Consider the following 24,495-nt stretch of genomic DNA (forward strand, 5'->3'; position numbering starts at 1 on the left):
TGTCGATATCGACAAGCCTTTTTTATTGCAACTATTTAAAGCAATTATATTTACGACTCAGATGGTTTATCTATTAGAGAGTCTGTCGATTTTTCTTGTTCAGTTATTGGTTCAGCCCTTTTACTACCAAAAGTCTTCATCACCGCCATATAAAACAGTGGGACAAAGAAAATAGCTAAGAACGTCGCACTGAACATACCACCGATAACCGCTGTGCCAATGGCATGACGTGAGTTTGCACCAGCACCAGAACTAAGCGCTAATGGCATTACACCAAGAATAAAGGCAAAAGATGTCATTAAGATTGGACGTAAACGTAAACGACATGCTTCCAATGTCGCCTCCATCAATCCCATCCCTTTATCGTAGAGATCTTTGGCGAATTCAACAATCAAGATGGCATTTTTGGCTGATAGACCGATAGTAGTTAACAGACCAACTTGTAGGTAAACATCATTTTCCAAACCACGCATCATTGTGGCTGCTAACGCCCCCAATATCCCTAATGGCACGACGAGCATAACCGCAACTGGAACCGACCAACTTTCATATAAAGCGGCAAGACTCAAGAACACAACGATCATTGAAATAGCATATAACATCGGGGCTTGTGAACCAGACATACGCTCTTGGTAAGACATACCAGTCCAACTTACTGCAACACCTGCAGGTAACGTTTTAGCGATATCTTCAATAGCATCCATTGCATCACCGGTACTATAACCGGGCGCGGCTTCACCTAAAATTTCAACCGCTGAGTTACCATTATAGCGTTGTAAGTTTGGTGAGCTTTTACCCCAATGAGAATGACTGAATGCGTTAAATGGCACCATGTCACCTTTACCATTGCGTACATACCAGTCGTTAAGGTTATCTGGAGACATACGATATGGTGCATCGGCTTGCATATAAACACGCTTAACACGGCCTTTATCAATAAAGTCATTCACATAAGCAGAGCCCCATGCGATAGAAAGTGTTTGGTTAATATCACCAATACTCACGTCTAATGCTTTGGCTTTTTCATAATCAAGATCAATATAGTACTGAGCAGTATCTTCCAATCCATTCGGACGAACTTTTTGTAATACCGGACTTTGAGCCACTTTTTGCAATAGTTGATTACGCGCTTCCATCAGTTTTTCATGGCCGAGCCCTGCTTGATCTTCTAAGTAAAAATCAAAACCCGTTGCTTGTCCCAATTCACGAATTGATGGAGGGTTAACCGCAAAAATAACGCCATCTTTATTTCCTGCAAAATGTTTCATTGCACGGCCAATAATGGCATTAACATCTTGATCCGGGTTTTTACGCTCAGACCAATCTTTTAAGCCTATAAATCCCATACCAGCGTTTTGAGCCTGACCAACAAAACTATAGCCAGATACTTGGAAAAAAGTTTCTACATTATCTTTTTCATTTTTTTCAAAATATTGGCGAATATCAGCCATTACTTTTTCTGTACGCTCTAATGTTGCCCCCGCGGGAAGCTGGGCCATTACCATGAAGTTACCTTGGTCTTCATCCGGTAAAAAACTGGCAGGGATCGAGGTAAACATCCAACCAATTAATGGGAGTAAAATAAGGTATACGATAAATAAACGCTTAGGACGCTTCAGCATTTTGCCGACACCAGAAGTATAACTATGGCTTGTGCTGTTAAATTTACGGTTAAACCAACCAAAGAAACCGGTTGTTTTCTCACCATGAGACGGCTTTAACATGGTGGCACATAACGCAGGTGTAAAGATCATCGCCACAAGTACAGAAAGCACCATTGAGGCAACAATCGTTAATGAAAACTGGCGGTAAATCGCCCCCGTAGAGCCACTCATAAATGCCATTGGAATAAATACTGCAGACAGCACCATTGCCACGCCGACCAATGCACCGGATATTTCACTCATGGCTTTTTTAGTAGCTTCTTTCGGTGGCAGATTTTCTTCTGCCATTACCCGTTCAACGTTTTCTACCACAACGATGGCATCATCCACTAGCAAACCAATAGCAAGCACCATCCCGAACATGGTTAAGGTATTTACGCTAAAGCCCATTGCGGCCATAACACCAAAAGCCCCTAGCAGTACAACAGGTACAGCGATAGTTGGGATCAAAGTAGCTCGTATATTTTGCAAGAACAAATACATAACCAAGAAAACCAATACGATGGCTTCTATTAAAGTATGAATCACTTCTTCAATGGAGAGCTTAACAAATGGAATAGTATCCATTGCTTTAACTGTTTCTAAACCTGCTGGCATATTTTTCGCCAGTTCAGACAATTTTTGATCGACTAATTTTTGAGTATCCATCGCATTGGCACCTGTCGCCAATTTGATACCAATACCTGATGCACCTTGGCCGTTAAAACGAGGAAGAATACTCATATTCTCACCATTTAACTCAACGCGAGCCACGTCTTTAACACGAACTTGGGAGCCATCTGAACCTACTTTTAATAGAATATTTTCAAACTGACCCACATTTTCTAATCGGTTTTGTGCAGTAATGGTGGCATTGATAAGCTGACCTTTAACAGCCGGAGCACCACCAATTTGACCAACGGTTACCTCTGTATTCTGTGCTTCAATTGCACTATAAACATCCGTCGGAGTAAGTTGGTAACTGGTCAATTTAGCAGGGTCAAGCCAGATACGCATCGCATACTGAGAACCAAATACTTGAACATCACCCACACCATTTAAACGACTCAAAGGATCCGAAATGTGTGAATTCACGTAGTCTTGAATATCACTGGTCGACATGCTGCCATCTTTTGAAATAAAGGCGATCACAGACATGAAACTTGAGGATGATTTACGCACACTCAAGCCTTGTTTCTGTACTTCAGCTGGCATTTGGCTTGTCGCTTGTTGCAGCTGGTTTTGTACTTGAACTTGCGCTATATCAGGGTCAGTACCCAACGCAAATGTCAGTGTCACCGTGATAGAACCCGATGAGCTACTTGAAGATGACATATACAACAAGTTATCTAGGCCTGTCATATTTTGTTCAATCACTTGTGTAACTGAGTTTTCTGCCGTTTGTGCCGACGCACCCGGATAGTTTGCTTGTATTTGCACCGCAGGTGGCGCAATCGTTGGATATTGTTGAACCGGTAAACCCAGTACGGCAAGGACACCACCCAGCATAACCAGGATCGCGATAACCCAAGCAAATATAGGGCGATCAATAAAGAAATTAACCATAATTTTCGCTACCTATTTTTTTGCAGAATTTGATGAAGCGGCTGGATCAGCCTTAGCAGTAACAACACTCACTTCCATCCCAGGCCGGATTCGAAGTAAGTTATTTTCAATGACTTTATCCCCATCATTTAACCCTGAGGTAATTACCCAGTCAGTTCCATGCACTGTTTGACCAATCGTTACAGGGCGAACTGCCACTTTATTTTTTTCCACAACCAGTACCGAGGCGGTACCATCTTTCGCAAATACAATTAATGATTGCGGCAAGGTATACATTGGTTTTTTATCTGCGGTAATAATTTGTGCTCTGACAAACATACCTGGTAATAAAATCGTTTCAGCATTAGGAATCTTTGCTCGTAAGGTGACGCTGCCTGTCGATTTATCCACTTTAGTACCCGAAAAGGTTAATGTTCCTTTTTGAGCGTATTGGCTGCCATCTTCTAATTTAATCGCAACACTTGGGTTCGTATTGCTGCCCAAGCTCTTTTTAATTTTCGCCATCGAAAGAGAAGATTGCGTCATATCGACATAAATAGGATCAAGAGGCTCAATGCTAGTTAATGCAGTTTCTTGATTAGAGGTCACTAATGCGCCTTCCGTCACCGTAGAAATATCAATACGACCAGTAATAGGCGCTTTTACTTGAGCATAAGAAAGAGAGATATTGGCATTATCTAATGCCGCTTGTGCAACCGCAGATTGTGCTTTAGCTTGCTTCCAGTTGCCATCAGCGGTGTCATAGTCTTCTTGGCTAATAAGCTTACGTTTGACAAGATCCTTATAACGCATTGCCGTTTTCTTAGTTACTGATTCATCCGCTTGAGCTTTAAGGAATGCCGCTTTGGCACTGTTAACATCCGCTTGATACGGAGAAGGATCAATTTGATATAGCACATCGCCTTGATGGACCAATTGCCCTTCTTCAAATAGACGCTTTTGTAGAATACCGGTTACCTGAGGCCGAACTTCTGCAACACGAGTCGATACTATACGACCCGGTAGTTCAGTAAAAATTGTGGTCGGTTTTTTTGCAATGGTGATGACTTGAACCTGTGTTGCTTGAGGTGCAACTTGTTTTGCTGCTGGCTCATTTTTAGCATCACAACCAGCTAAGGTAAGTACTAGCAAGGTAGACACAGATCCCACATATAATCGTTTGGCGAGCATAATTGATTCTCAAATTGAAAAAATATCGGTTAAAAAACACCCATAAATTGTAAGTAACTATTTAGACTTTGGGCAGAATATACCTAAGCCGGAACAATTGAAATCCAAAGACACATTGTTTACATTAATTTACGATGAGAACTGAAAAAGATTTCAGTCCATCAAGATAAATTAACTCCTCGTGCTAAATGCTATCGGCTAAAGTGCTTACCGCGATAGCAAAGTAATACGACCGATTCCACTTCATCAACACGTTATAGTTGTTATAAACCAAGTAACTACGACCTGCTTCATCATCAGGCATAATCAGCCAAGCTTTAATATCTTGATCTAATTTAGGCAGTGGTGAACCATCTAGATTAGTAATACCTAACTTGCTCCATTGTTGTAATAACTTGCCTTTATCTTCATCCCGTCCTTGTAAGTTTTCATCTATACCTTCAGGTACATGAATTTGACGCCCCCAAGTATAGGTATCATCCCAACCTTCTTGCTTTAAATAATTAGCGGCAGAAGCAAATACATCCGCTTTGGTTGTCCAGATGTCTTTTTTACCATCACCATCACCATCTTGAGCGAAAGACAAAAATGACGTTGGCATAAATTGGCATTGCCCCATTGCCCCAGCCCATGAACCTTTCATGTTTTCTGCGCTAATATGCCCTTCATCAATAATGGTCAAGGCTGCCATCGTTTGCTTTTTAAAAAAGGCTTCTCTTCGCCCATCAAACGCTAAGGTCGTAAGAGCATCAATAACATTATAGCCCCCAGTAAATCGACCAAAGTTACTTTCCACTCCCCATAGGGCCACAATAAATCTAGGTTGTACGCCGTATTGCTTACCTATACGTTGCAAATCATCAAAATGTTGATGATAAAGATCTTTCGCTTGTTTAATTTTCCAATCTGGTACGGCTCTTGGTATGTATTCATCTAAAGTCAGCTTTTTTTCTGGTTGATTGTTATCTGCAGTAACCGCTTTAGGTTTAAAGCTAACGTTTTTAAATGCTGAATCAATCGTCGGTTGAGTAATTCCGGCTTGAGAAGCTTCTTGCTTTAATGTTTGAACATACGCTTGAAAATCATCTTCCTCTGTCGCAAAGGATGGCAAGCTCACACTGCAACCTAATAACAATGTGGCAATGCTGACTGATGTTTTTTTCATGACTACTTCCTTACCGTGCTCAATTGAATTCATCGTTATGACTGATTTTTTTTATTTGCTTTATATTCTTCTAATAAATTAATAGGCGGTGGCGGGAGTTGTAAGAAAAAGCCATCGTCTTGTAGTGATTGTTTCACTTTTTCTATATCAACCGTCGCGAGTTTGCGCCCTTCCATCTTCATAACCATAACAAAACTCGGCTTACCAAACATTTGCATCAATACTTCTGGCACTTTTGAAAAATCATCTTTTTTGGAAATATAAAGGTACATGCCTTCCTTTTTTCCACTTTTATAAACAGAGCACAACATAACTTATCCTTAATTGATGTTTAACTAGGCACTTGCTCCTAATTATTCGAGTTTCACTTGGTTTTTTCAGACTTTTTGCTCATTATTGTCGCATTTGACAAGCACTTAACTCAGTTTGAATTTAGATAGACTATAACAATAACGGACTTACAATTAACACTAGTAAATCGTGTCATTTGAGATAGAACTACACTGGTACTGGCCAGTTTGGTATTTCACTATTTTATTCAACAACCAGAGTATTAACTGACATGGCTTTAAAACCCGATTTAAAAGGCAGTAGCTTTGCACTTTCTGTCTTACAACTGACTGAAGATAACGTAGAAAGTTGTCTGCAATTTTTGCACAACAAAGTGGCTCAAGCACCGGCTTTTTTCACTCACGCACCATTAGTTGTTAATATTGAAAATACGACTCAAATTGATATTGATTTCAAAGCACTACATCAAGGTATTATTCAATCTGGTATGATACCAGTCGGTGTTACAGGATCAAAAGACAGCGTAATAAAGAACCATGTAACCGATGCTGGTTTTGCCGCGATGTCGACAAGTAAAACACCTTATCAAGCACCCGCTGAGATGGCACCAACGAAAGTGATACGAACGCCTATCCGATCAGGGCAACAAGTGTATGCAAAAGATGGGGATTTGGTGATTTTAAACCATGTCAGTGCCGGAGCCGAAGTCATTGCCGATGGCAGCATTCATATACATGGAACTTGTCGAGGTCGAGCCATTGCAGGCGCTAGCGGACAAAAGCAAGCAAGCATCATTTGCCAAGACTTACAGGCTGAGCTGGTCTCCATTGCCGGAAACTATCAGCTCATGGATCAGATTGATACTCAATATTGGCAAAAGAAAATCTTACTTACATTGCAAGACACACGTTTGCAATTTGACATTCTCAGCATTTAAAAGGAAATAAAATGGCACGTACTATTGTCGTTACGTCAGGCAAAGGCGGTGTAGGAAAAACTACCTCTAGCGCCGCTATTGCCACCGGCCTTGCCTTACGAGGTAAAAAAACAGCCGTTATTGATTTTGATATTGGCCTACGTAATTTAGATTTAATCATGGGCTGTGAACGCCGTGTTGTGTATGACTTTGTTAATGTTATCAACGGTGAAGCAACATTAAATCAAGCTCTGATTAAAGATAAACGCTGCGACAATTTGTTTATTCTTCCAGCCTCACAAACTCGTGATAAAGATGCATTAACCCATACGGGCGTAAAACGAGTTTTGACAGAGCTACACGACATGGGCTTTGACTACATCATTTGTGATTCGCCAGCAGGTATAGAGCAAGGTGCATTAATGTCTCTATACTTTGCAGATGAGGCTGTCATCACGACCAATCCTGAGGTTTCTTCTGTACGCGATTCAGATCGAATTTTAGGTTTATTGGATTCAAAATCATTACGCGCCGAACAAGGCTTAGAGCCCGTTAAACAGCATCTACTATTAACTCGTTATAACCCTGCGCGAGTCAATACGGGTGAAATGTTAAGTGTCGAAGATGTTGAAGAGATCCTTCATATTCCTTTATTAGGCGTGATCCCTGAAAGCACATCTGTTTTGAATGCCTCAAACAAAGGTGTACCCGTGATCCATGATGATCTATCTGATGCAGGCTTAGCTTACAGTGATACCGTTGATCGCTTATTGGGTGAAGAAAAACCGTTTCGATTCTTAACTGAAGAGAAAAAAGGCATCTTTAAACGTTTATTTGGAGGTTAACTATGTCGCTATTACAATTCTTCCGTCCTAAGAAAAATGATACCGCGAACCTAGCCAAGGAACGTTTACAAATTATTGTGGCTGAACGCCGTAATCAAGGCAGTACCAGCCCTTCTTATTTACCACAGCTAAAAGAAGATATTTTAAAAGTGCTCAGTAAATATGTGAATGTTGACCCTGAAATGGTTAATGTCACTTTAGAGCAAGGTGATGATGATCTTTCTGTGTTGGAATTAAATATTCAACTGCCCGAGAAAGACTAGCTGCACACAAGGTTTACCCTTTCATTATTGAGATAATCTTTTATTAATGAAAACAAAAAAGCCGACATTATGAAATATCATGATGTCGTTTTTTTGAATGGTATACAGAACTAGAGCAATATGAATTTTATTTATTTCATTTTTTTATCAAGTCTTTCACCAAGTACTGATTTACGCCAAGTCAGCATTACTTCTGGTTGTTTATCAGCACTTCTTTCATGATTCCATACCCAAGTGATAAATTGATTAAGCTGCTTTTTCGAGGCCAAAAATTCAGTCGCTAACCCTGAAGCTTCCGATGCCGCTTTTACTTCATCTTTTAATACTTTGAATAATTGTTTATAACTCGGATTATCCATTAAGCGCGTTATTTTTTGTGGCCATTGGTCACTTGGTATGGCTTGGCCTTGCTTGACCAAATGGATCAGGGTATTACCATGACGACGAATTTCTCGTTGATCAAACCCTGCTTCATCCATTTCTCTTAAACTGGTCATTCCCTGTCGGCAAATTTCAAGCATGTTTGCTTCTTTGACTACGAAGTTCAGCGCTAAATCACGCTTCATCGCTTCTTCCAAACGCCACTTAGCCATGATCTTTAAAATCGCTAACTGTTCAGAATTTAAGATCCAAGCCCCTTTAACATCAAGATAAGCCTTACTTGACTCTGTAGATTTTAGACGTTTTTTCACAAGAGCAGTCGATTCTTGCATTACCGCCTCACTCCAACCCGCCTCTTCAACGGCAAGCTTGAGTTTTTGATACAGTGGTAATAAGTAATAAACATCAGCAGCGGCGTAATCCAATTGCCTATCGGTTAATGGGCGTGCAAGCCAATCAGTACGAGATTCACTTTTATCTAACTCAACACCAAGGAATTCATTCACTAACGCAGCAAAACCCGTTGAAAGACCATTGCCTAAAAAGGCCGCCATTAATTGTGTATCTAGCATTGGCTTAGGAATACAATTAAAGGCGTGCTGAAACACTTCCAGATCTTCACCACAAGCATGTAAAACTTTCAGGACTGAAGTATCAGACAACAACTCAGCTAAAGCAGACATATCATCAATGGCAACAGGATCAATCAGCGCCAGATTCTCACCATCGTACAATTGGATTAATCCAAGCTGAGGATGATAAGTACGAGTACGAACAAATTCAGTATCAAGCATAACGACATCAACTAAACGGGCTTTTTGACAAACGTCAGCTAATGCTGAGGCTGTTGTGATTATTTGGTAATTCACAAAATTCCTTTCAATATAATAAAAATGCCAGTATCAAACTGGCACCTTGAATATGGTAAAAACATCGCTCACAGACTCTTGATTAAGCGGTTTTCTTTGATAGATTAGCCATGTTTTCATCACGCAACTCACGGCGTAAGATCTTACCCACATTGCTCTTTGGTAATTCTTCACGAAACTCAATAATTTTAGGCATTTTATAACCTGTCAAGTGTTCACGACAGTGGGCGATTAATTCATCTTTGGTTAAACTGCTGTCATTTTTGACTACATAAATCTTAACAACCTCACCGGAGTTTTCACTCGGTTGTCCTATCGCTGCGACTTCTAACACTTTCTCATGCATAGAAACCACTTCTTCAATTTCATTCGGAAAAACATTAAAGCCAGACACTAAAATCATATCTTTTTTGCGATCTACAACATACATGAAGCCTTCTTCATCAAAGCGAATAATATCTCCAGTCGATAACCAACCATCTTGGCTGATCACCTCTTTTGTTGCTTCTTCACGCTGCCAATAACCATCCATCACTTGTGGGCCACGTACTTGCAGTTCACCAGTTTGATCAAAACCTAATACATTACCTTCATCATCAACAATTCGAACGTCGGTCGATGGCATAGGCAAACCAATAGAGCCATTGTATTCATTCAAATCATAAGGATAAGCCGCAACCAAAGGTGAACACTCGGTTAAGCCATAGCCTTCCAGCAAATAACACTTAGTGATCTTATTCCACTTTTCAGCGACAGTGCGTTGCACCGCCATGCCACCACCGACCGATAAATGCAGTTTACTAAAATCCAACTCTTTAAAATCTTCATTATTTACCAGCGCATTAAATAATGTGTTCACCCCTGTAATGGCGGTAAATGAGTATTTTTGTAGCTCTTTTACAAACGTCGAAATATCCCTTGGATTAGTGATCATTAAATTACTACCACCCATTTCCAAAAATAGTAGGCAATTAATGGTTAACGCAAAGACATGATACAAAGGCAAAGCCGTCACGACAGTTTCGCGCCCTGCCTGTAATATCGTACCGTAAGCCGCTTTGGCCTGTAGTACGTTGGCAATCATATTTCGGTGCGTTAAGACCGCACCTTTGGCGACACCTGTTGTACCACCGGTATATTGTAAAAATGCAATATCATCACCTGCGATAAAAGGTTTTATATATTGTTGACGGCGACCACGGTATAAAGCCTTACGGAAAGAAAGTGCCCCCGGAAGATTGTATTTAGGCACCATGCCTTTGACATATTTGACGACGAAATCAACAATCTTCCCTTTCACTTTAGGAAGCATTTGTCCAAGACTAGTTAATATCACATGCTTAATTGGTGTACGAGCAACCACTTTTTCTAACGTATGGGCAAAGTTTGAAACGATCACGATAGCTTTGGCACCAGAATCATTAAGTTGATGTTCCAGTTCACGAGGTGTGTAAAGCGGATTAACATTCACTGCGATCATGCCAGCACGCAAAATACCAAATAGCGCAATCGGATATTGCAAAACGTTCGGCATCATTAATGCAACCCGATCGCCTTTTTTAAGCTTTAAATCATTTTGTAAGTACGCAGCAAATGCGCGGCTACGCTCTTCTAACTTACGAAAAGTCATGGTAGAGCCCATGTTCATAAACGCTGGTTGATCTGCAAATTTATGAACAGATTGCTCAAACATTTCGACCAACGATGAATAATGGTCAGGGTCGATTGTTTCAGGCACGTTTTCTGGGTAACGCTTTAGCCACGCTTTTTCCACGTTGATTTCCTTTATTATTTTAATAATATCTCGTCAAGGATATGGTACTCATTACTGATAATAATCTCATTTACTTAGGTCACATTTTGAGCTGAGATATTTGTTTATAATCTAATCGAGTTCAAACTGTTCAGATATAAGTTGTTCAATAAATATTTCAATAAGCCTAGCTGTTTTTTGTGGATGCTCTAGATGGCAATGATGTCCACCAGCGATCTCCGCTAATTGCAGTTTGGCTAAACTTTGTATTCTCTGTTGCGCTTGCTTAATAGAAGGATAACCTTGTTTACCAACTATCAATAAATTCGGACAGCTCACTGCTTGTAAGTAACATAGTGCTTGATCTTCCGTCATACGATACAAAGAATCACAACGTAATTTAGGATCATAACGCCATTGCCAGCGCTTACCGTCAAATACACAGCCTCGCTCAACCAATGGACCTAATTGTTCTGCTGTCAATTGATTGGCATGCATGCGGTGCAATAAAGCTTGCTCACGAGAATCGTAACCACGTAGAGGTTTAGTTTCTAAACGCTTACGATTTACAATACCTTGTCGCAAACGAGCAACACTATTGTCTGCAGGCTCTGATATTGGTCCTAAACCTTCAATTTGCACCAAAGCGGCCACATTTTCAGGAAAGGCGGCACTATAACAACTTGCGATTAAAGCACCAAGGGAATGACCGACCAAAATGACGTTTTTTGCTGCTATTTGACGTAATAATTGATGAAGATCGGAGATATAGTCATGAAATGGATAAAAACTGTCCGATGATTTGTGTTGCGACAATCCATGCCCAGGTAAGTCAATCGCAAGGAAATGTAGTGATCTACCCGTTATAAATAAGGGAAGTTGTGCGACCAATGAAGTAAAACTGGCCGCATTATCCAGCCAGCCATGAATAAAAATAACACTAATATCCGCATCATTGATCGAACCGGCTTCTAAACCTGAAATCCGTAGGTTCGATGAGGGCAGTGAACCTGACGAATAAAGTGAGTTTGGCAGATAAAACTGTACTTCTTTCATTAGTGCCACGGGTTATTTCACCTGTTGGAGCACTTGTGTCCGAGAAGGACCATATCCGAAAGCACCGCAACGGAATCCGCCTCGAAAACAACCGCCCGTCATGACATCATTTTCAACATAAGTCGTCGTCTCAATCGTCCACAAGTGCTGTCCATAGGCTTCCATTACGGGAAAAGTATAATCGTACTCCCCAACTTTAGCCGTTTCCGGTTGCAGACTTTCCCCCACTACCGTAATTAAACGACCTTTTGTGTACGTCATAGGCTCAACGAAGCCTTTAACATAGGCAATAAAACGGCCTTGTGGCTCTTGAGTAATATCCGGCCTACCTGACGATGAAATAGGTAAATTAACTATCTCAATGCGAGATTTATCTTTCAGGTTTGTGACCTTAGAAATCACGCCTCCCATGCGAACGTCAATAACGCTATCCGGAGAGGTATTGACCCATTGCTGATAGTTATCCATCACCTCAGCATTACGATTCGCCGAAGCCAGATCATCAGGCAAGCTAGAACAAGCTGTTAACCAAAATAAACAACCAATCAGGATCAATATACGTTTCATTGCTTTCTCCGCCGGTTTACACAATTCATTCAAATAAACTATTCTCGACCTGGCAACTTTTTCCAAGTCACTTTATCTCGTAAATAAGTTGGGCTAGCCTGTTCGGCGTCAACGGTATTACCTTTACTCCATTCAAACTGTGCTAAAAAGGCAATATCTTGCGCTTCGGGATAAAATACATCTCCTTGAGACAGCGTAAGCGGCAAAGAATTCAACGCATCTTCATACGCAGCCCAACCTGTACCCGCTTGTGTCCAGCACCCATCCGTAACGGTGAGGTGTGATGACAATTCACTTGGTGGGATCACACATTCTGCTTGCCCATTATCAATGGCTATTGCGCGCCATTGACCATCTGCTTCACGTTGATATTGTCCCCAGTAAATCTCACTCATGCGGGCATCAATAGCCGCCACAACCTGCTTAGATTTATGCACACGATAACTCGCCTGAGCCATAGCCGCTAACGTCGAAATACCAATCATAGGGAGCTCAGCCCCAAACGATAAACCTTGCGCAATACCAATACCAATGCGAACACCGGTAAAACTACCCGGCCCACGTCCAAACGCTAACGCATCTAAATCTTGCAAGCTCACATCTGCTTCTTTTAGAACTTCATCCACCATCGGTAAAATCTTTTTGGTGTGATCTCGCGGAGCAATTTCACTGCGAGTATAAAGTTGATCATTCACCATTAATGCAACAGAGCAATTTTCTGTTGATGTATCTAGGGCAAGAATTTTTGCGCTCATGTCAGCCTCAAGCTTGTTTATTTTTACACCCATATATTGGGAATATAATTTGTTTTAGAAAATTGAAAATGGTTACTATTTTTAATATCAAACTAATAGTTAGCATAAAGCCAACAGCGAGTATCAAATCAATAATGGGCATAAAAACGACTATTGATAATAAAAACAACAATTGGTAGTAAAGCTACTGTTGCAATAAAGCTACTGTGATAATAAAAACTTCGAAACTTTATCGAGATCTCTCGTTCTGGGAATAGGCGGCAGACTTTGTAAAAACACACCACCATAATCACGAGTCACTAATCGATTATCACAGATGATCAGCACCCCTTTATCTGTTTCGTCTCGAATTAACCGCCCCACACCTTGCTTTAAGGTAATAACCGCATCTGGCAATTGAACCTCAGCAAAAGGCTCACCTCCTTTTAGGCGGCAATCTTCAATTCGAGCTTTTAATAATGGATCATCAGGAGCAGTAAACGGTAATTTGTCGATAATAACACAGCTTAAAGCATCGCCTCTAACATCAATGCCTTCCCAAAATGCGCCGGTTGCCACCAAGACGGCATTACCTAACGCCATAAATTCATTCAGCAATTTTTGCTTACTGGTTTCACCTTGTACCAATACCGGTAAATCTAACGACTGACGAAATAAATCCGCTAATTGCCGCATCATTTTATGAGAAGTGCATAAGAAGAAACAACGCCCATTATTAACTTGGATCACTGGAGCTAACATTGCCGCTAACGTTTCAGACAAACCGACACTATTTGGTTCGGGTAAATAACGTGGTACACAAAGCAAAGCTTGGTTCGGATAATCAAATGGACTTGGTAGAGTAAACTGCTTTTTAGGCACGATACCAAGGCGCTTGGTAAAATGACTAAAATCATCTTTAACTGCCAAGGTAGCTGACGTAAAAATCCAACTGCCTTGTTTAAGCTCAATCTGCTCTTGAAATTTATCCGCAACCGACAACGGCGTAATATGCAAAGTAAAGTGACGAGGTGAACATTCATACCAATACGAGTAACCAGTAATGCTAGTATCACACACGCGTAGTAAACGATTTTTGATCATATGAGCACGATCATAAGCCGCATCTAATAATTGACTACGCCCTAAAGCAATTTTCAAAACTTGTAACGCTAAATCAAGTGCATCATGTAGGCGTTCAATTTCACGTACCACCGCTGCCGATTTAATCGCTTCACGCCAGTTACCACGCATTTGCGCATTGGTTTCACCCAAAATAATGCGTAAATCCATAAAAGTTTGTGTCAGCTTTACTGCGATTTTTTGCAATTGGCGCATATCTTTTGCTTCAGTGCGATAACCAATTTCAATATCTTTTGCTAGCTCTTGCATTTGCCGGCTTGAAATTGATTGACCAAAATACTGACTTGCAATATCAGGAAGTTGATGTGCTTCATCAAAGATAAATACTTCGGCTTCTGGAATAAGCTCTCCAAAGCCTGTTTCTTTAATCGCGAGATCCGCCAGAAATAAATGATGGTTCACGACGACAATATCGGCATCCATCGCTTTTTTGCGTGCTTTCAACACAAAGCAATCTTGATAACTTGGGCACTCTTTTCCTAAGCAATTATCATTGGTGGATGTGATATTGGCGATCACAGGGCTGTCTTCTGCAATGTCATCACACTCGCCCAAATCGCCACTTTTACTCGCTGAAGACCAAGAACGAACCTTCACTAATTGAGTGAGTAGTTCAGGATCGGCTTCATTAGTATGACTTTCTACCAATTGACGACTTAATCGATCTAAGCAGAGGTAATTAGATCGGCCTTTTAATAACGCGACGTAACCCATAAAACCCAATGCATCGACCATTTTAGGTAAATCACGATGGAAGAGTTGTTCTTGTAAATTTTTAGAGCCGGTACTGATGATGACTTTTTTACCACTTAATAAAGCTGGCACTAAATACGCAAAAGTTTTTCCTGTTCCTGTTCCTGCTTCCACCACTAATTGGTGCTGATGATCAATCGCATCTTGCACCGCTTGCGCCATATCAATTTGCGGCTGTCTTGGCTGAAATCCAGAAATGGCTTTACCGAGTGCGCCGGAAGCAGAAAAAGTCTTGGCTATCATCACATCATTCTTAAAAAATAAATTAGATGAATTATGGCAGTTTTAGACCTGAGGGGAAATGGATGAGTTTAAGACGACTCGAATAAATTCAATCTAAGCACTGAACCGCTTGCCTAAAATTTCAATGACCGTTAGATTGTCAGCATGTGATCTATATTCAGTTTTATACCCAAAATCATGGAGCAACCGCTTTAAACACTATGGGTATAGTTAATTTTTGGAAATATGTATGTCAACCACCGAACGAAAAACCCTTCTGACTCATTGTAGTGATGAATATGGCTTAATCGCGAAAATCACCAATATCTGTTATCAGCACAAACTTAATATTATTCACAATAATGAATTTGTGGATAACGCCAGTGGCCACTTTTTCATGCGTACAGAATTAGAAGGCACCTTCCATGATGACGAATTACTAGCAGATTTAGATCAAGCCTTACCCATTAACAGCAAACGCTCACTGATCAGCTCTTCACGTAAAAAAATCGTAATTATGGTGACCAAAGAAGCACACTGTTTAGGTGATATTCTCATGAAAGCCTACGATGGCAGCTTAGATGTAGACATTGCCGCTGTGGTTGGAAATTACGACAAGCTACAAACCTTAACCGAACGTTTTGATATTCCGTATCATCATATTTCGCATGAAGGGCTAACTCGCGAAGAGCATGAAGAAAAAATGCTGGATGTAATTAAATCGTACGATCCACGCTATGTGGTATTGGCGAAATATATGCGGGTATTAACCGCCAATTTCGTGGCTCAGTTTCCGCATAAAATCATCAACATTCACCACAGTTTTTTGCCTGCTTTCATTGGTGCAAAACCGTACCAACAAGCCTTTGATCGTGGCGTAAAAATCATTGGCGCAACCGCGCACTTTGTCACCAACGATCTCGATGAAGGTCCAATCATTAAGCAAGACGTGATCCCGGTTGATCATAACTTTAGTGCCAATGATATGGCTCAAGCGGGTCGTGATGTTGAAAAGAGTGTATTAAGTAAAGCGCTAAACAAAGTAGTGAATGACCATGTCTTTGTTTATGGCAATAAGACGGTAATTTTGTAAGTAATAACTACCCACGATCAAAAAGAGACAGCGAAGTATTAAGCTGCCTCTTTTTGATCTAGAAATATAAATGTCTAATTATCGAACTCATTGTATTTGGACAGCATAGTTTTAAGTTGAAGACTTTGGAGTTCATTTCGACGATCATTCCAACTGCTGGTTACTTCGATAGTTTTTAAGGATCCAGATAATACAACCAGTGGCGCTGACCATCGAACAAGATAATCAGGATCTCCTGCCACTAAATTGCAACTCCCCCCACTTACCGCAAAAGAAACCGAATGAGTCCCTGAGACCATCTCACAACCCGATTGGATATCATCAAATTTGATAGTTCCGCTGGCACCGCTAATCGAGCGAGTACGAAATAATTCTAGCTTAGCTTCAGCAAGATGTAGAGCTCGTATGCTGTGAAGTGCGTAATCCGATTGGCGTTCCATATAGCTTTGCAGTTTCATTAATCCAAGAACACCGAATACGAGAACAGCAAATGCAATCATCACTTCGAGAAGGCTAAAACCTTGTTGTTTAGAAGTCATGCCAAGATCCTTTTATCCACTCTATTTTTCTTAGCTTTTTTAAAGCATTTTCCACAACATCTCGATTGTAACGAAATTGCATTGATGAACCAAAAACAGCATATTTTCCAGGAGTATCCATTACATATCCCCCCAAAGGAACAAATGCCCCTGATTGGTAGTACATCGTTTTATCTAAAGGAATGGATCCTACAATAAAGGGAGTTGGGTTACCTTGGTAAGATAACATGGTGTTCCATATCATCGAGCTAGGTGTAAAAGCAGTAGGAGTGGATTCGAAGTGATAGATCATACCGGGGAATTCGTGAGCACCTTTAACTGAGAAAATCCCATCTTGTATCACTAACACAACACCATCAATTGTAGAATTCGAATCAATTGCGATCTCAATTTTATCCAAATCATTTCTGCTTGTGCCATCATTTGCCAACTCACAGCTACCATATATCCAAATTAAATCTTTACCAGAATTAATCTTATTAACGATTTGATCAGCACAGTTAGATATATATTGTGATGCTATAGGTAAAACACCAGCACTCGGTTTTTTGTTGCCTAAACTAGAAGGAATACGAGTAAAACTCTCATCATACATGATATCCATCCAATCACTTCTTGGGGTTCCAAACAGATCTTCAAATGGTTCTAAATCAACATCTTGAAAAAAATCATCTTTCGTTGCCAAAGCACTATTTGTTGATGAGGTGTAATGATCTGAAGAACAAGATTGAGAAGAAGGAAAACCTATATAAGGCGGATTCGACACATCAAATTGACTATTGACCATAGTGCCAAATAGTCCAAATATATTTTTATATCGAATTGCCATACATTGCCATTCATCTGGATCTGTCGATGCTTGCCCAGGATCGGGAAAGAAAGAAAACGAACCATATAAATACAAATTTGCAGATGACTGAATTGCTCCTGAACCTCTTTCCGTTGGCATTTTAACGGCTTTTTTAATATTTACATGCCCACTTTTAGCATTAAGAATTAATGGAGTTCCTAAAATTGCATTAACACTTACCGGTCCCCAATTAGAACAATTATTAAAATTACTTGGCACAATCTTTAAATCTTGAATATTCGCAAAAGCACACTCCAATCCCCCTTCCGCAGCCCAATGATTTTGGCGAGCGATAACCTCATTCTGGGCTCGCTTAGCTTGGAAAAATACATTTTTATAAGAGGCTAATGAAAGCACTAGGATCGCCACTAACAATAATGCGGTAATCAATAAGGTTATTGCTCCCTGCTGATCTCTCATTACTTCCAATTCCTTTGCTTAATTTTCGTTATCATGGTTTGTTCATAGTTATCGTTCATGTTTGGTGCGTTCGCGAGAGCTGCCTTCATGGTAATAGTGATATAAGCTGAACTAACACTGTTGCCTAACGGTACTTCCTTCACAGAGAATCCCGTTAACACCACTCGCTGCTCATCCATTAAAGACATATTCGAACATATTGGAATAACCGCCACTACGGAGCTGGCAGGTGCAGCACACAAGGTTAATTCTCCCGTGCTAACATCACCAATAAACTTGGTGTACATGTACTTATTCGAAATCAACGGCTCTGTTCTATAGGCATAAGCTAAACTCGAAGACGTTGTTGATATCACACTGCTTGCACCCGACAAAATCAACGAATTGCCATTGTTGCCGTTATAACCTGCGCGCTGCATGTCTTCTTTCATATAGCGCATTGCATCGCTCATATTTTGTAAAACCAATAAACGCATGCTGCGGTCAGTCGCCAGTTTTTGTCCTGAAATAAAGATGCTACCCACGGCGATAATCGCTAAAATACCAATCGTTGAAGCGATCAGCATTTCAACTAACGACACCCCTTTTTGATACTTCATTAGACTAATTGCACTTCGGATAGCCATAATATTCTCCGTCCTCCCCACAAATTTTCACTCGACCGGAAAACTGTTCAAGACTGATATTTATTTGTTTTGCGCTATCCACAGAAAAATGAATCATGGCTTGAGAGGAAGATGCCGATAGTAAAACAGGCCGACCATTAACCCCATCAAGCGCTAGTGGCTGCCATTGCGAATCTGTAAAGATGGATACATTTTTAAATTCATTACCAGATAAATACATTTCAGCGCCTAATGACAATGCATTAAAGCTGGGGATGGTATCGGTATTTCTTAATGCCAATCCCCATTGTCCGCTAAGTATTGGTGAAGTGGCGCTAGAACCCGTTGGCAAAAAAATCAGGTACAACGGCTTATTCAACATCACCGCCTCTGAGCGAGCTTGAACCAAAAAACCGCTAAGCTCTTCCGCCAAACGCTGTACTTTAGCTTTTTCATTTAAATTCCCCATTGATGGTGCCGCCGCGAGCATCAAAATCACCATAACAGCGACGCTAATCAGCAACTCAATAAGCGAAAACCCTCGATCCATTCCCAAATTCCTATGCAACTGGTTACATCTTGATTTTTTTAGTTGAAGTGATGCTAACACTTAACAAGAATGGCTGACGTTAACAAAAGGAAGTTATAGAAATGATTCGTAAAAATGAATGTATACAACAACCTATGCGACAAAAAGGAATGACATTGATCGAATTATTGATTGTGATCGCGATCATTGGAATACTAACGTCTATTGCTTATCCGAGTTATCAGGAACATATACTCAAAAGCCATCGCGCTACTGCGATGGCCGACATGATGAAAATACAAATAGAATTGGAATTAGATAAAAATAAGACTGGGGTTTATCATTTTTCAAGTATCGTTTCTGGGGGGACATGCCGTTTTTGTGACACCGAAGCCTCACGCTATCAACTCGAAATTGACGACACAGGCTCAGGTATGGACTCTTATATCATTATAGCAGTGCCCGTCGAAAGCTCGGCTCAAAATAAGGATAAATGTGGCACCCTCAGTCTCAATGCAGGCTCAGTGGGGACGGCCAGACAAGACAGCTGTTGGTAGCTGAAAAGTATTTGTATTAAAAATATAAGATTAACATTCGGGGTAACCATAATAATAGTGTTCCTCGTTACCATGATTGGCAATGTTGGTTCCACATACTCGTATTCGACCAGTAATATTATGAAACATAACGTTTAAACCACGAGTAGCATCGATATAAAAAGTTAATCCGCCTGCTACGCCCACTGGCTTGCCATTTATTCTATCGAACTTTATTTTCTGAAAATTGCGAATAGAAGAAATACTAATGTTTTTGTGCTGATTGCCATCGAGGAAATAAATAGCATCGTTTTTTGCGCTAGCGTAATCAATCAAAATATCGTCTTTTTGTACGCTAAACACCCAATCCCCTTTATAAATAGGGCTGTTGTTTTTTGGGACAAAATACAGCCAAGTAGCGTGATTGGTCATGACGGCTTCCATTTTTGCCATCAAAAAGACATTCATCATTTCATCCGCAAGATGGCGCATTTTATACTTTTCATGTAACCCACGAAACGATGGTGCGGCCGCCACTAATAATACCCCCATTACAACGCACATAATGACGACTTCAATTAAGGTCATGCCCCTAACCCATTTTTTGTATTTTCTTACCGCAGACATATTAGAAATAAACACTGTCATAACCTCATTTACCAACCGAAATGATAAGGCTATAGCACCATCTAATAATGAGAAAAATATCATCACGTCTAATCAGAGCAAATTCTCAATAGCAAGAATAGGAAGCATAAAAAAATAGTATGTTGTTAGACTCGACTTATACCCAAAGTAATTGAAGTTGCAGTGAGGCGGCAAGCAAGTGAAGTCCCGTGAGCTTAGTTTACTAAGTGAGTGGGGAGCCAACAAAGCTGCAGCTTCAAGTAAGACGGGTATAATCGGCATTCTCACTTTTAATAACAGCTTGCAGAGTATGAGGATGTAATTTGATACAAACCCCATTATATTTAAAAGCAATCGTTGGGTTGGCTAAACGTTCAGCTTCTGCTTTTGGGCTAGATAACTTTACCTTAATGCCAAGTTCATCCAATTTAGTCCAATTTTTTGCCATTAATGGGAATGTTATTTTTACATCCTCTAATAATTGCTCTGTTGTTTTAGCTTCACTTGGCACGACAAATTCAACATGCTCCCAGCCTTGGTGTGGATACGTTTTATCACTTGGGTAAGGCAACTCTAAGCAGTCTATCTTTTGATTAGCGATTTGCAGCGGTGAATCTAACTGGATCACAATAATCGGACGACCATTAATTATCGCATTAGATATCTGCTTGCCTTCACTTAACCAAGCCTGATGAACATATTCTGCCACTGATTGCTCATTAATTCGCATCGCCAAATGATCAGCTTTCAAGTGTTCAAGATCTAGACCAAGCAGTTGGGCAAGACCATCGATTTCTTGCCAAAATAAGACTAATGACTCTTTCATCGCCGTTGGGCTTAATTGTTTTATAAGAGATTGAAAATCAGACAAGGTCGCCTCCTTTTTATAAATATTTTTCTATCATAATCTAAACCGAACAATGAATGTATTGATGACTTAAAACTGAAAATGAGTGTAACTGAACCCACAAATGACCAATAGATAAAAATACGATTTCTTTTTTAATACTTTTCTATTCTTTGGTATCATGTCTCCCATTTTCTGACTAAAAACTTTCGCTAGATTGAAGACCAATCATTCAATCTAGCCATTACGGTTAAATCCATAGGAAACTCGTGTGAATATTGCAGCACTGATCAATGACAAAGTATCTCAAGCCTTAGAAGCCGCAGGTGCTCCAGCAGGAAGCCCAGCCGCGGTTCGTCAATCAGCTAAAGCCCAATTTGGTGATTACCAAGCTAATGGCGTGATGGGCGTTGCAAAAAAATTAGGAATGAATCCTCGTGAGTTTGCACAAAAGGTTTTAGACGTCTTAGATCTTGATGGTATTGCGAATAAGACAGAAATCGCCGGTCCTGGTTTTATTAATATATTTTTAGATCCTGCATTTTTAGCCAAACAAGCATCACTTGCCTTATCTGATGAGCGCCTTGGTGTTTCTGCTGAACAACCTCAAACTATCGTCGCCGATTATTCCGCGCCAAACGTTGCTAAAGAAATGCACGTTGGTCACCTGCGTTCAACCATTATTGGCGACGCAGTTGTTCGTACTCTTGAGTTTTTAGGCCACAACGTTATTCGTGCTAATCACATTGGTGACTGGGGCACACAATTTGGTATGTTGATTGCCAACCTTGAACGCGTTGAAAAAGAGCAAGGTGAAGTATCGATGGAGCTTGCCGATCTTGAAGGCTTCTACCGTGAATCTAAAAAACTTTACGATGAAGACGAAGAGTTTGCCGCTCGTGCTCGAGGTTACGTCGTTAAGCTACAAGGTGGTGATGAACACTGCGCAAAAATGTGGAAAAAATTGGTGGATGTCACCATGATCCAAAATCAACTGAATTACGATCGCTTAAATGTCTCTCTTACTCGTAAAGATGTCATGGGCGAAAGTATGTACAACGATATGTTGTCTGTGATTGTGAACGACCTTAAAGAAAAAGACTTAGCGGTTGAAAGTGACGGTGCACAAGTCGTCTTCCTTGATGAGTACAAAAATAAAGATGGCGATCCTATGGGCGTTATCGTTCAAAAACGTGATGGTGGCTTCCTATACACCACAACCGATATCGCTTGCGCAAAATACCGCTACGAAACATTAGGCGCAGATCGAGTTCTTTACTTTATCGATTCACGCCAGCACCAGCATTTAATGCAAGCATGGACTATCGTGCGTAAAGCCGGATATGTGCCAGAGTCTGTATCATTAGAGCACCATGCTTTCGGTATGATGCTGGGTAAAGATGGTCGTCCATTTAAAACTCGCGCTGGCGGCACCGTTCGTTTAGCGGATTTATTAGATGAAGCATGCGAGCGTGCTCAGAAACTGATTGAAGAGAAAAACCCTGATCTTGCGAGTGAAGAAAAAGCGAATATTGCCAATACCGTGGCAATGGCCGCCGTAAAATATTCTGACCTGTCTAAGCACCGTACCACCGATTATATTTTCGATTGGGATAACATGCTGGCGTTTGAAGGTAACACTGCGCCTTATATGCAATATGCTTACACTCGTGTCGCGTCTATTTTTGCTAAAGCGAACATTAATATGAATGGCCTAACGGGTGAGATCATTATCAGTGAGGAACGTGAACAAGCATTAGTATCTAAATTACTTCAATTTGAAGAAGCGGTTCAATCTGTTGCTAAAGAAGGTCAGCCACATTTAATGTGCAGTTACTTATTTGAATTAGCCGGTCAATTTTCAAGTTTTTATGAAGCTTGTCCTATCTTAAACAATGAAAATGACGCGATTAAACAAAGCCGATTAAAAATGGCGGCATTAACCGCAAAAACCATCAAGCAAGGTTTGGATCTATTGGGCATTGAGACACTAGAACGTATGTAATCCAAACATCTGATTTAACGGTTATAAAAGACAAAATCCCCATCAAATTTTCATCTGATGGGGATTTTTTATAACGGTATATTCTTATAACCGAGGATTGACTAATACAACCTTGAACCATCTGGTCTTGTGCGTAATAGATTGAGGATCCACATGTACTGCTTAGGATCAATGTTGACAAGATCTTCTACCGCTTTATTCATCGCGCGAGCATCTGTTTCTTCATCGCCACTCGGCAAGTTTTCAATCGCAGGTAAAATATGAAGTTCATACTTACCCAATTCAGCATTATACGCAGGCAACATCGGTACGACAGTCGCACGGCTCAGTTTAGCGACTTTACCAAAACCTTTTAGCGTCGCTTTTTGCGTGGCGAAAAATGGGACGAATACTGAGTTTTGTGCTCCATGATCTTCATCTGGTAAGTAGTAACCCAAATAGCCATCTTTAACACTTTTTAAAAACGGTTTAATGCCCGCACTTCTCTCATAAATCTTACCACCATATTGCATGCGTTGACGGTGGATTAACCAGTTGGTAATAGGCTCGCGCTGCTCTTTAATGATAGAAGAAACTTGATAACCTTGAGCTGCGATCATCACAGCGGCGTAATCAATTGCCCAAAAATGCGGCACGAGTGCAATCACATTCTCACCTCTATCAAGTAACGGGAATAAATTTTCTCCACCATGCACAATGCCACGAGACTGGTTATGCTTACGACTACGTAATAACAGTTCAGGATAACCAAACATAAACTGCCCAGCCGTTGCTAAACAATCTTCGATCAACTGCTGGCGTTCTTGATCCGTTTTCTCTGGAAAACAATTGAGTAAATTTAAGCGTGCCTTTTTCATTGGCCCACCTTCTCGCTTTAGCGCAAGACGAGACAACTTAGCAGCTAAACGGTCACGCAATCGATGAGGAATGAAGGCTAAAAACACAGCGAAAAATAAACCAATCCAAGTCAACCAATGGCGAGGATGTAAAAAACGCCATTCAAAGGTAGGGTTATACAGGTGCTTATCTATCGTTGGTGATGCTTGAGAGGAGTGAGTCTCTGATTTACTCATATTTATATTGGCTATCATCTTATTTTTTAAGAAA

At 40.5% G+C, this 24,495-nt stretch carries 23 protein-coding genes; 6 read left to right on the plus strand and 17 right to left on the minus strand.

Features of this window, described 5'->3' with window-relative positions:
- Positions 1-50: 50 nt before the first annotated feature.
- From HC725_RS00785 to HC725_RS00800, 4 genes are all read right to left on the minus strand, one after another.
- On the minus strand, positions 51-3,209 hold the full coding sequence (locus HC725_RS00785; RefSeq protein ID WP_190329854.1) for an efflux RND transporter permease subunit: 3,159 nt from the start codon (positions 3,207-3,209) through the stop codon (positions 51-53).
- Between the two features lie 12 nt (positions 3,210-3,221).
- On the minus strand, positions 3,222-4,379 hold the full coding sequence (locus HC725_RS00790; RefSeq protein ID WP_190329855.1) for an efflux RND transporter periplasmic adaptor subunit: 1,158 nt from the start codon (positions 4,377-4,379) through the stop codon (positions 3,222-3,224).
- Between the two features lie 184 nt (positions 4,380-4,563).
- Positions 4,564-5,544, minus strand: a complete 981-nt coding sequence (locus HC725_RS00795; protein ID WP_190329856.1) for a lytic murein transglycosylase — start codon at positions 5,542-5,544, stop codon at positions 4,564-4,566.
- Positions 5,545-5,579: 35 nt separating this feature from the next.
- Positions 5,580-5,855, minus strand: a complete 276-nt coding sequence (locus HC725_RS00800; protein ID WP_190329857.1) for a YcgL domain-containing protein — start codon at positions 5,853-5,855, stop codon at positions 5,580-5,582.
- 251 nt (positions 5,856-6,106) lie between these two features.
- On the opposite strand from HC725_RS00800, the gene minC reads away from it, so the two are divergent.
- Genes minC through minE form a run of 3 tightly spaced genes read left to right on the plus strand, consistent with a single transcriptional unit; the run spans position 6,107 to position 7,859 of the window.
- The gene (minC, locus tag HC725_RS00805; protein ID WP_190329858.1) at positions 6,107-6,772 is read left to right on the plus strand and encodes a septum site-determining protein MinC; all 666 of its coding nucleotides are present in this window, start codon (positions 6,107-6,109) and stop codon (positions 6,770-6,772) included.
- A gap of 11 nt (positions 6,773-6,783) precedes the next feature.
- Positions 6,784-7,596 carry a septum site-determining protein MinD gene (gene minD, locus HC725_RS00810; protein ID WP_190329859.1) on the plus strand — a complete coding sequence of 271 codons (813 nt, stop codon included), beginning with the start codon at positions 6,784-6,786 and terminating at the stop codon, positions 7,594-7,596.
- 2 nt (positions 7,597-7,598) lie between these two features.
- The gene (gene minE / locus HC725_RS00815; protein WP_190329860.1) at positions 7,599-7,859 is read left to right on the plus strand and encodes a cell division topological specificity factor MinE; all 261 of its coding nucleotides are present in this window, start codon (positions 7,599-7,601) and stop codon (positions 7,857-7,859) included.
- 131 nt (positions 7,860-7,990) lie between these two features.
- On the opposite strand, the gene rnd is transcribed toward minE, so the two are convergent.
- From rnd to HC725_RS00845, 6 genes are all read right to left on the minus strand, one after another.
- Positions 7,991-9,109 (minus strand): ribonuclease D, encoded by a 1,119-nt coding sequence (gene rnd, locus HC725_RS00820; RefSeq protein WP_190329861.1) that lies wholly within the window; start codon positions 9,107-9,109, stop codon positions 7,991-7,993.
- Positions 9,110-9,191: 82 nt separating this feature from the next.
- Positions 9,192-10,883: a long-chain-fatty-acid--CoA ligase FadD gene (gene fadD, locus HC725_RS00825; RefSeq protein ID WP_190329862.1), complete on the minus strand. Its 1,692-nt coding sequence runs from the start codon at positions 10,881-10,883 to the stop codon at positions 9,192-9,194.
- Between the two features lie 111 nt (positions 10,884-10,994).
- The gene (locus HC725_RS00830) at positions 10,995-11,918 is read right to left on the minus strand and encodes an alpha/beta fold hydrolase (RefSeq protein ID WP_190330000.1); all 924 of its coding nucleotides are present in this window, start codon (positions 11,916-11,918) and stop codon (positions 10,995-10,997) included.
- Between the two features lie 12 nt (positions 11,919-11,930).
- Positions 11,931-12,485, minus strand: a complete 555-nt coding sequence (locus HC725_RS00835; protein WP_190329863.1) for a Slp family lipoprotein — start codon at positions 12,483-12,485, stop codon at positions 11,931-11,933.
- Between the two features lie 38 nt (positions 12,486-12,523).
- On the minus strand, positions 12,524-13,240 hold the full coding sequence (gene tsaB, locus HC725_RS00840; protein WP_190329864.1) for a tRNA (adenosine(37)-N6)-threonylcarbamoyltransferase complex dimerization subunit type 1 TsaB: 717 nt from the start codon (positions 13,238-13,240) through the stop codon (positions 12,524-12,526).
- A 201-nt stretch (positions 13,241-13,441) separates the two neighbouring features.
- Positions 13,442-15,358, minus strand: a complete 1,917-nt coding sequence (locus HC725_RS00845; RefSeq protein ID WP_190329865.1) for an ATP-dependent DNA helicase — start codon at positions 15,356-15,358, stop codon at positions 13,442-13,444.
- Between the two features lie 229 nt (positions 15,359-15,587).
- Here HC725_RS00845 and purU point away from each other — a divergent pair, with 229 nt between their 5' ends.
- Positions 15,588-16,430 (plus strand): formyltetrahydrofolate deformylase, encoded by an 843-nt coding sequence (gene purU, locus HC725_RS00850; protein WP_190329866.1) that lies wholly within the window; start codon positions 15,588-15,590, stop codon positions 16,428-16,430.
- A 74-nt stretch (positions 16,431-16,504) separates the two neighbouring features.
- Here the strand turns inward: purU and HC725_RS00855 are convergent, their stop codons facing one another.
- Genes HC725_RS00855 through HC725_RS00870 form a run of 4 tightly spaced genes read right to left on the minus strand, consistent with a single transcriptional unit; the run spans position 16,505 to position 19,394 of the window.
- Positions 16,505-16,969, minus strand: a complete 465-nt coding sequence (locus HC725_RS00855) for a type IV pilus modification PilV family protein (RefSeq protein ID WP_190329867.1) — start codon at positions 16,967-16,969, stop codon at positions 16,505-16,507.
- On the minus strand, positions 16,959-18,239 hold the full coding sequence (locus tag HC725_RS00860) for a hypothetical protein (RefSeq protein ID WP_190329868.1): 1,281 nt from the start codon (positions 18,237-18,239) through the stop codon (positions 16,959-16,961). The genes HC725_RS00855 and HC725_RS00860 overlap by 11 nt, the downstream gene beginning before the upstream one ends.
- Entirely contained in the window at positions 18,239-18,865 is a 627-nt protein-coding gene (locus tag HC725_RS00865; protein ID WP_190329869.1) for a PilW family protein, read from the minus strand. Before HC725_RS00865 ends, HC725_RS00860 begins: the two co-directional genes overlap by 1 nt.
- Entirely contained in the window at positions 18,843-19,394 is a 552-nt protein-coding gene (locus tag HC725_RS00870) for a pilus assembly FimT family protein (protein WP_190329870.1), read from the minus strand. Before HC725_RS00870 ends, HC725_RS00865 begins: the two co-directional genes overlap by 23 nt.
- A gap of 101 nt (positions 19,395-19,495) precedes the next feature.
- Between HC725_RS00870 and HC725_RS16785 the strand changes: the two genes are divergently transcribed.
- Positions 19,496-19,930 (plus strand): type IV pilin protein, encoded by a 435-nt coding sequence (locus HC725_RS16785; protein ID WP_274601366.1) that lies wholly within the window; start codon positions 19,496-19,498, stop codon positions 19,928-19,930.
- A 30-nt stretch (positions 19,931-19,960) separates the two neighbouring features.
- On the opposite strand, the gene HC725_RS00880 is transcribed toward HC725_RS16785, so the two are convergent.
- Together HC725_RS00880 and HC725_RS00885 are read right to left on the minus strand one after the other, a co-directional pair.
- Positions 19,961-20,551: a pilus assembly FimT family protein gene (locus HC725_RS00880; protein WP_190329871.1), complete on the minus strand. Its 591-nt coding sequence runs from the start codon at positions 20,549-20,551 to the stop codon at positions 19,961-19,963.
- 241 nt (positions 20,552-20,792) lie between these two features.
- Complete coding sequence (locus HC725_RS00885; protein WP_274601368.1) at positions 20,793-21,407, minus strand: VOC family protein; 615 nt, start codon at positions 21,405-21,407, stop codon at positions 20,793-20,795.
- Positions 21,408-21,654: 247 nt separating this feature from the next.
- Here HC725_RS00885 and argS point away from each other — a divergent pair, with 247 nt between their 5' ends.
- Complete coding sequence (gene argS / locus HC725_RS00890; RefSeq protein WP_190329872.1) at positions 21,655-23,388, plus strand: arginine--tRNA ligase; 1,734 nt, start codon at positions 21,655-21,657, stop codon at positions 23,386-23,388.
- 101 nt (positions 23,389-23,489) lie between these two features.
- Here argS and lpxM read toward each other — a convergent pair whose 3' ends face one another.
- Complete coding sequence (gene lpxM, locus HC725_RS00895) at positions 23,490-24,461, minus strand: lauroyl-Kdo(2)-lipid IV(A) myristoyltransferase (protein ID WP_190329873.1); 972 nt, start codon at positions 24,459-24,461, stop codon at positions 23,490-23,492.
- Positions 24,462-24,495 lie beyond the last annotated feature (34 nt).

The organism is Vibrio sp. S17_S38, from assembly GCF_014694375.1.
Lineage (GTDB): Bacteria > Pseudomonadota > Gammaproteobacteria > Enterobacterales > Vibrionaceae > Vibrio.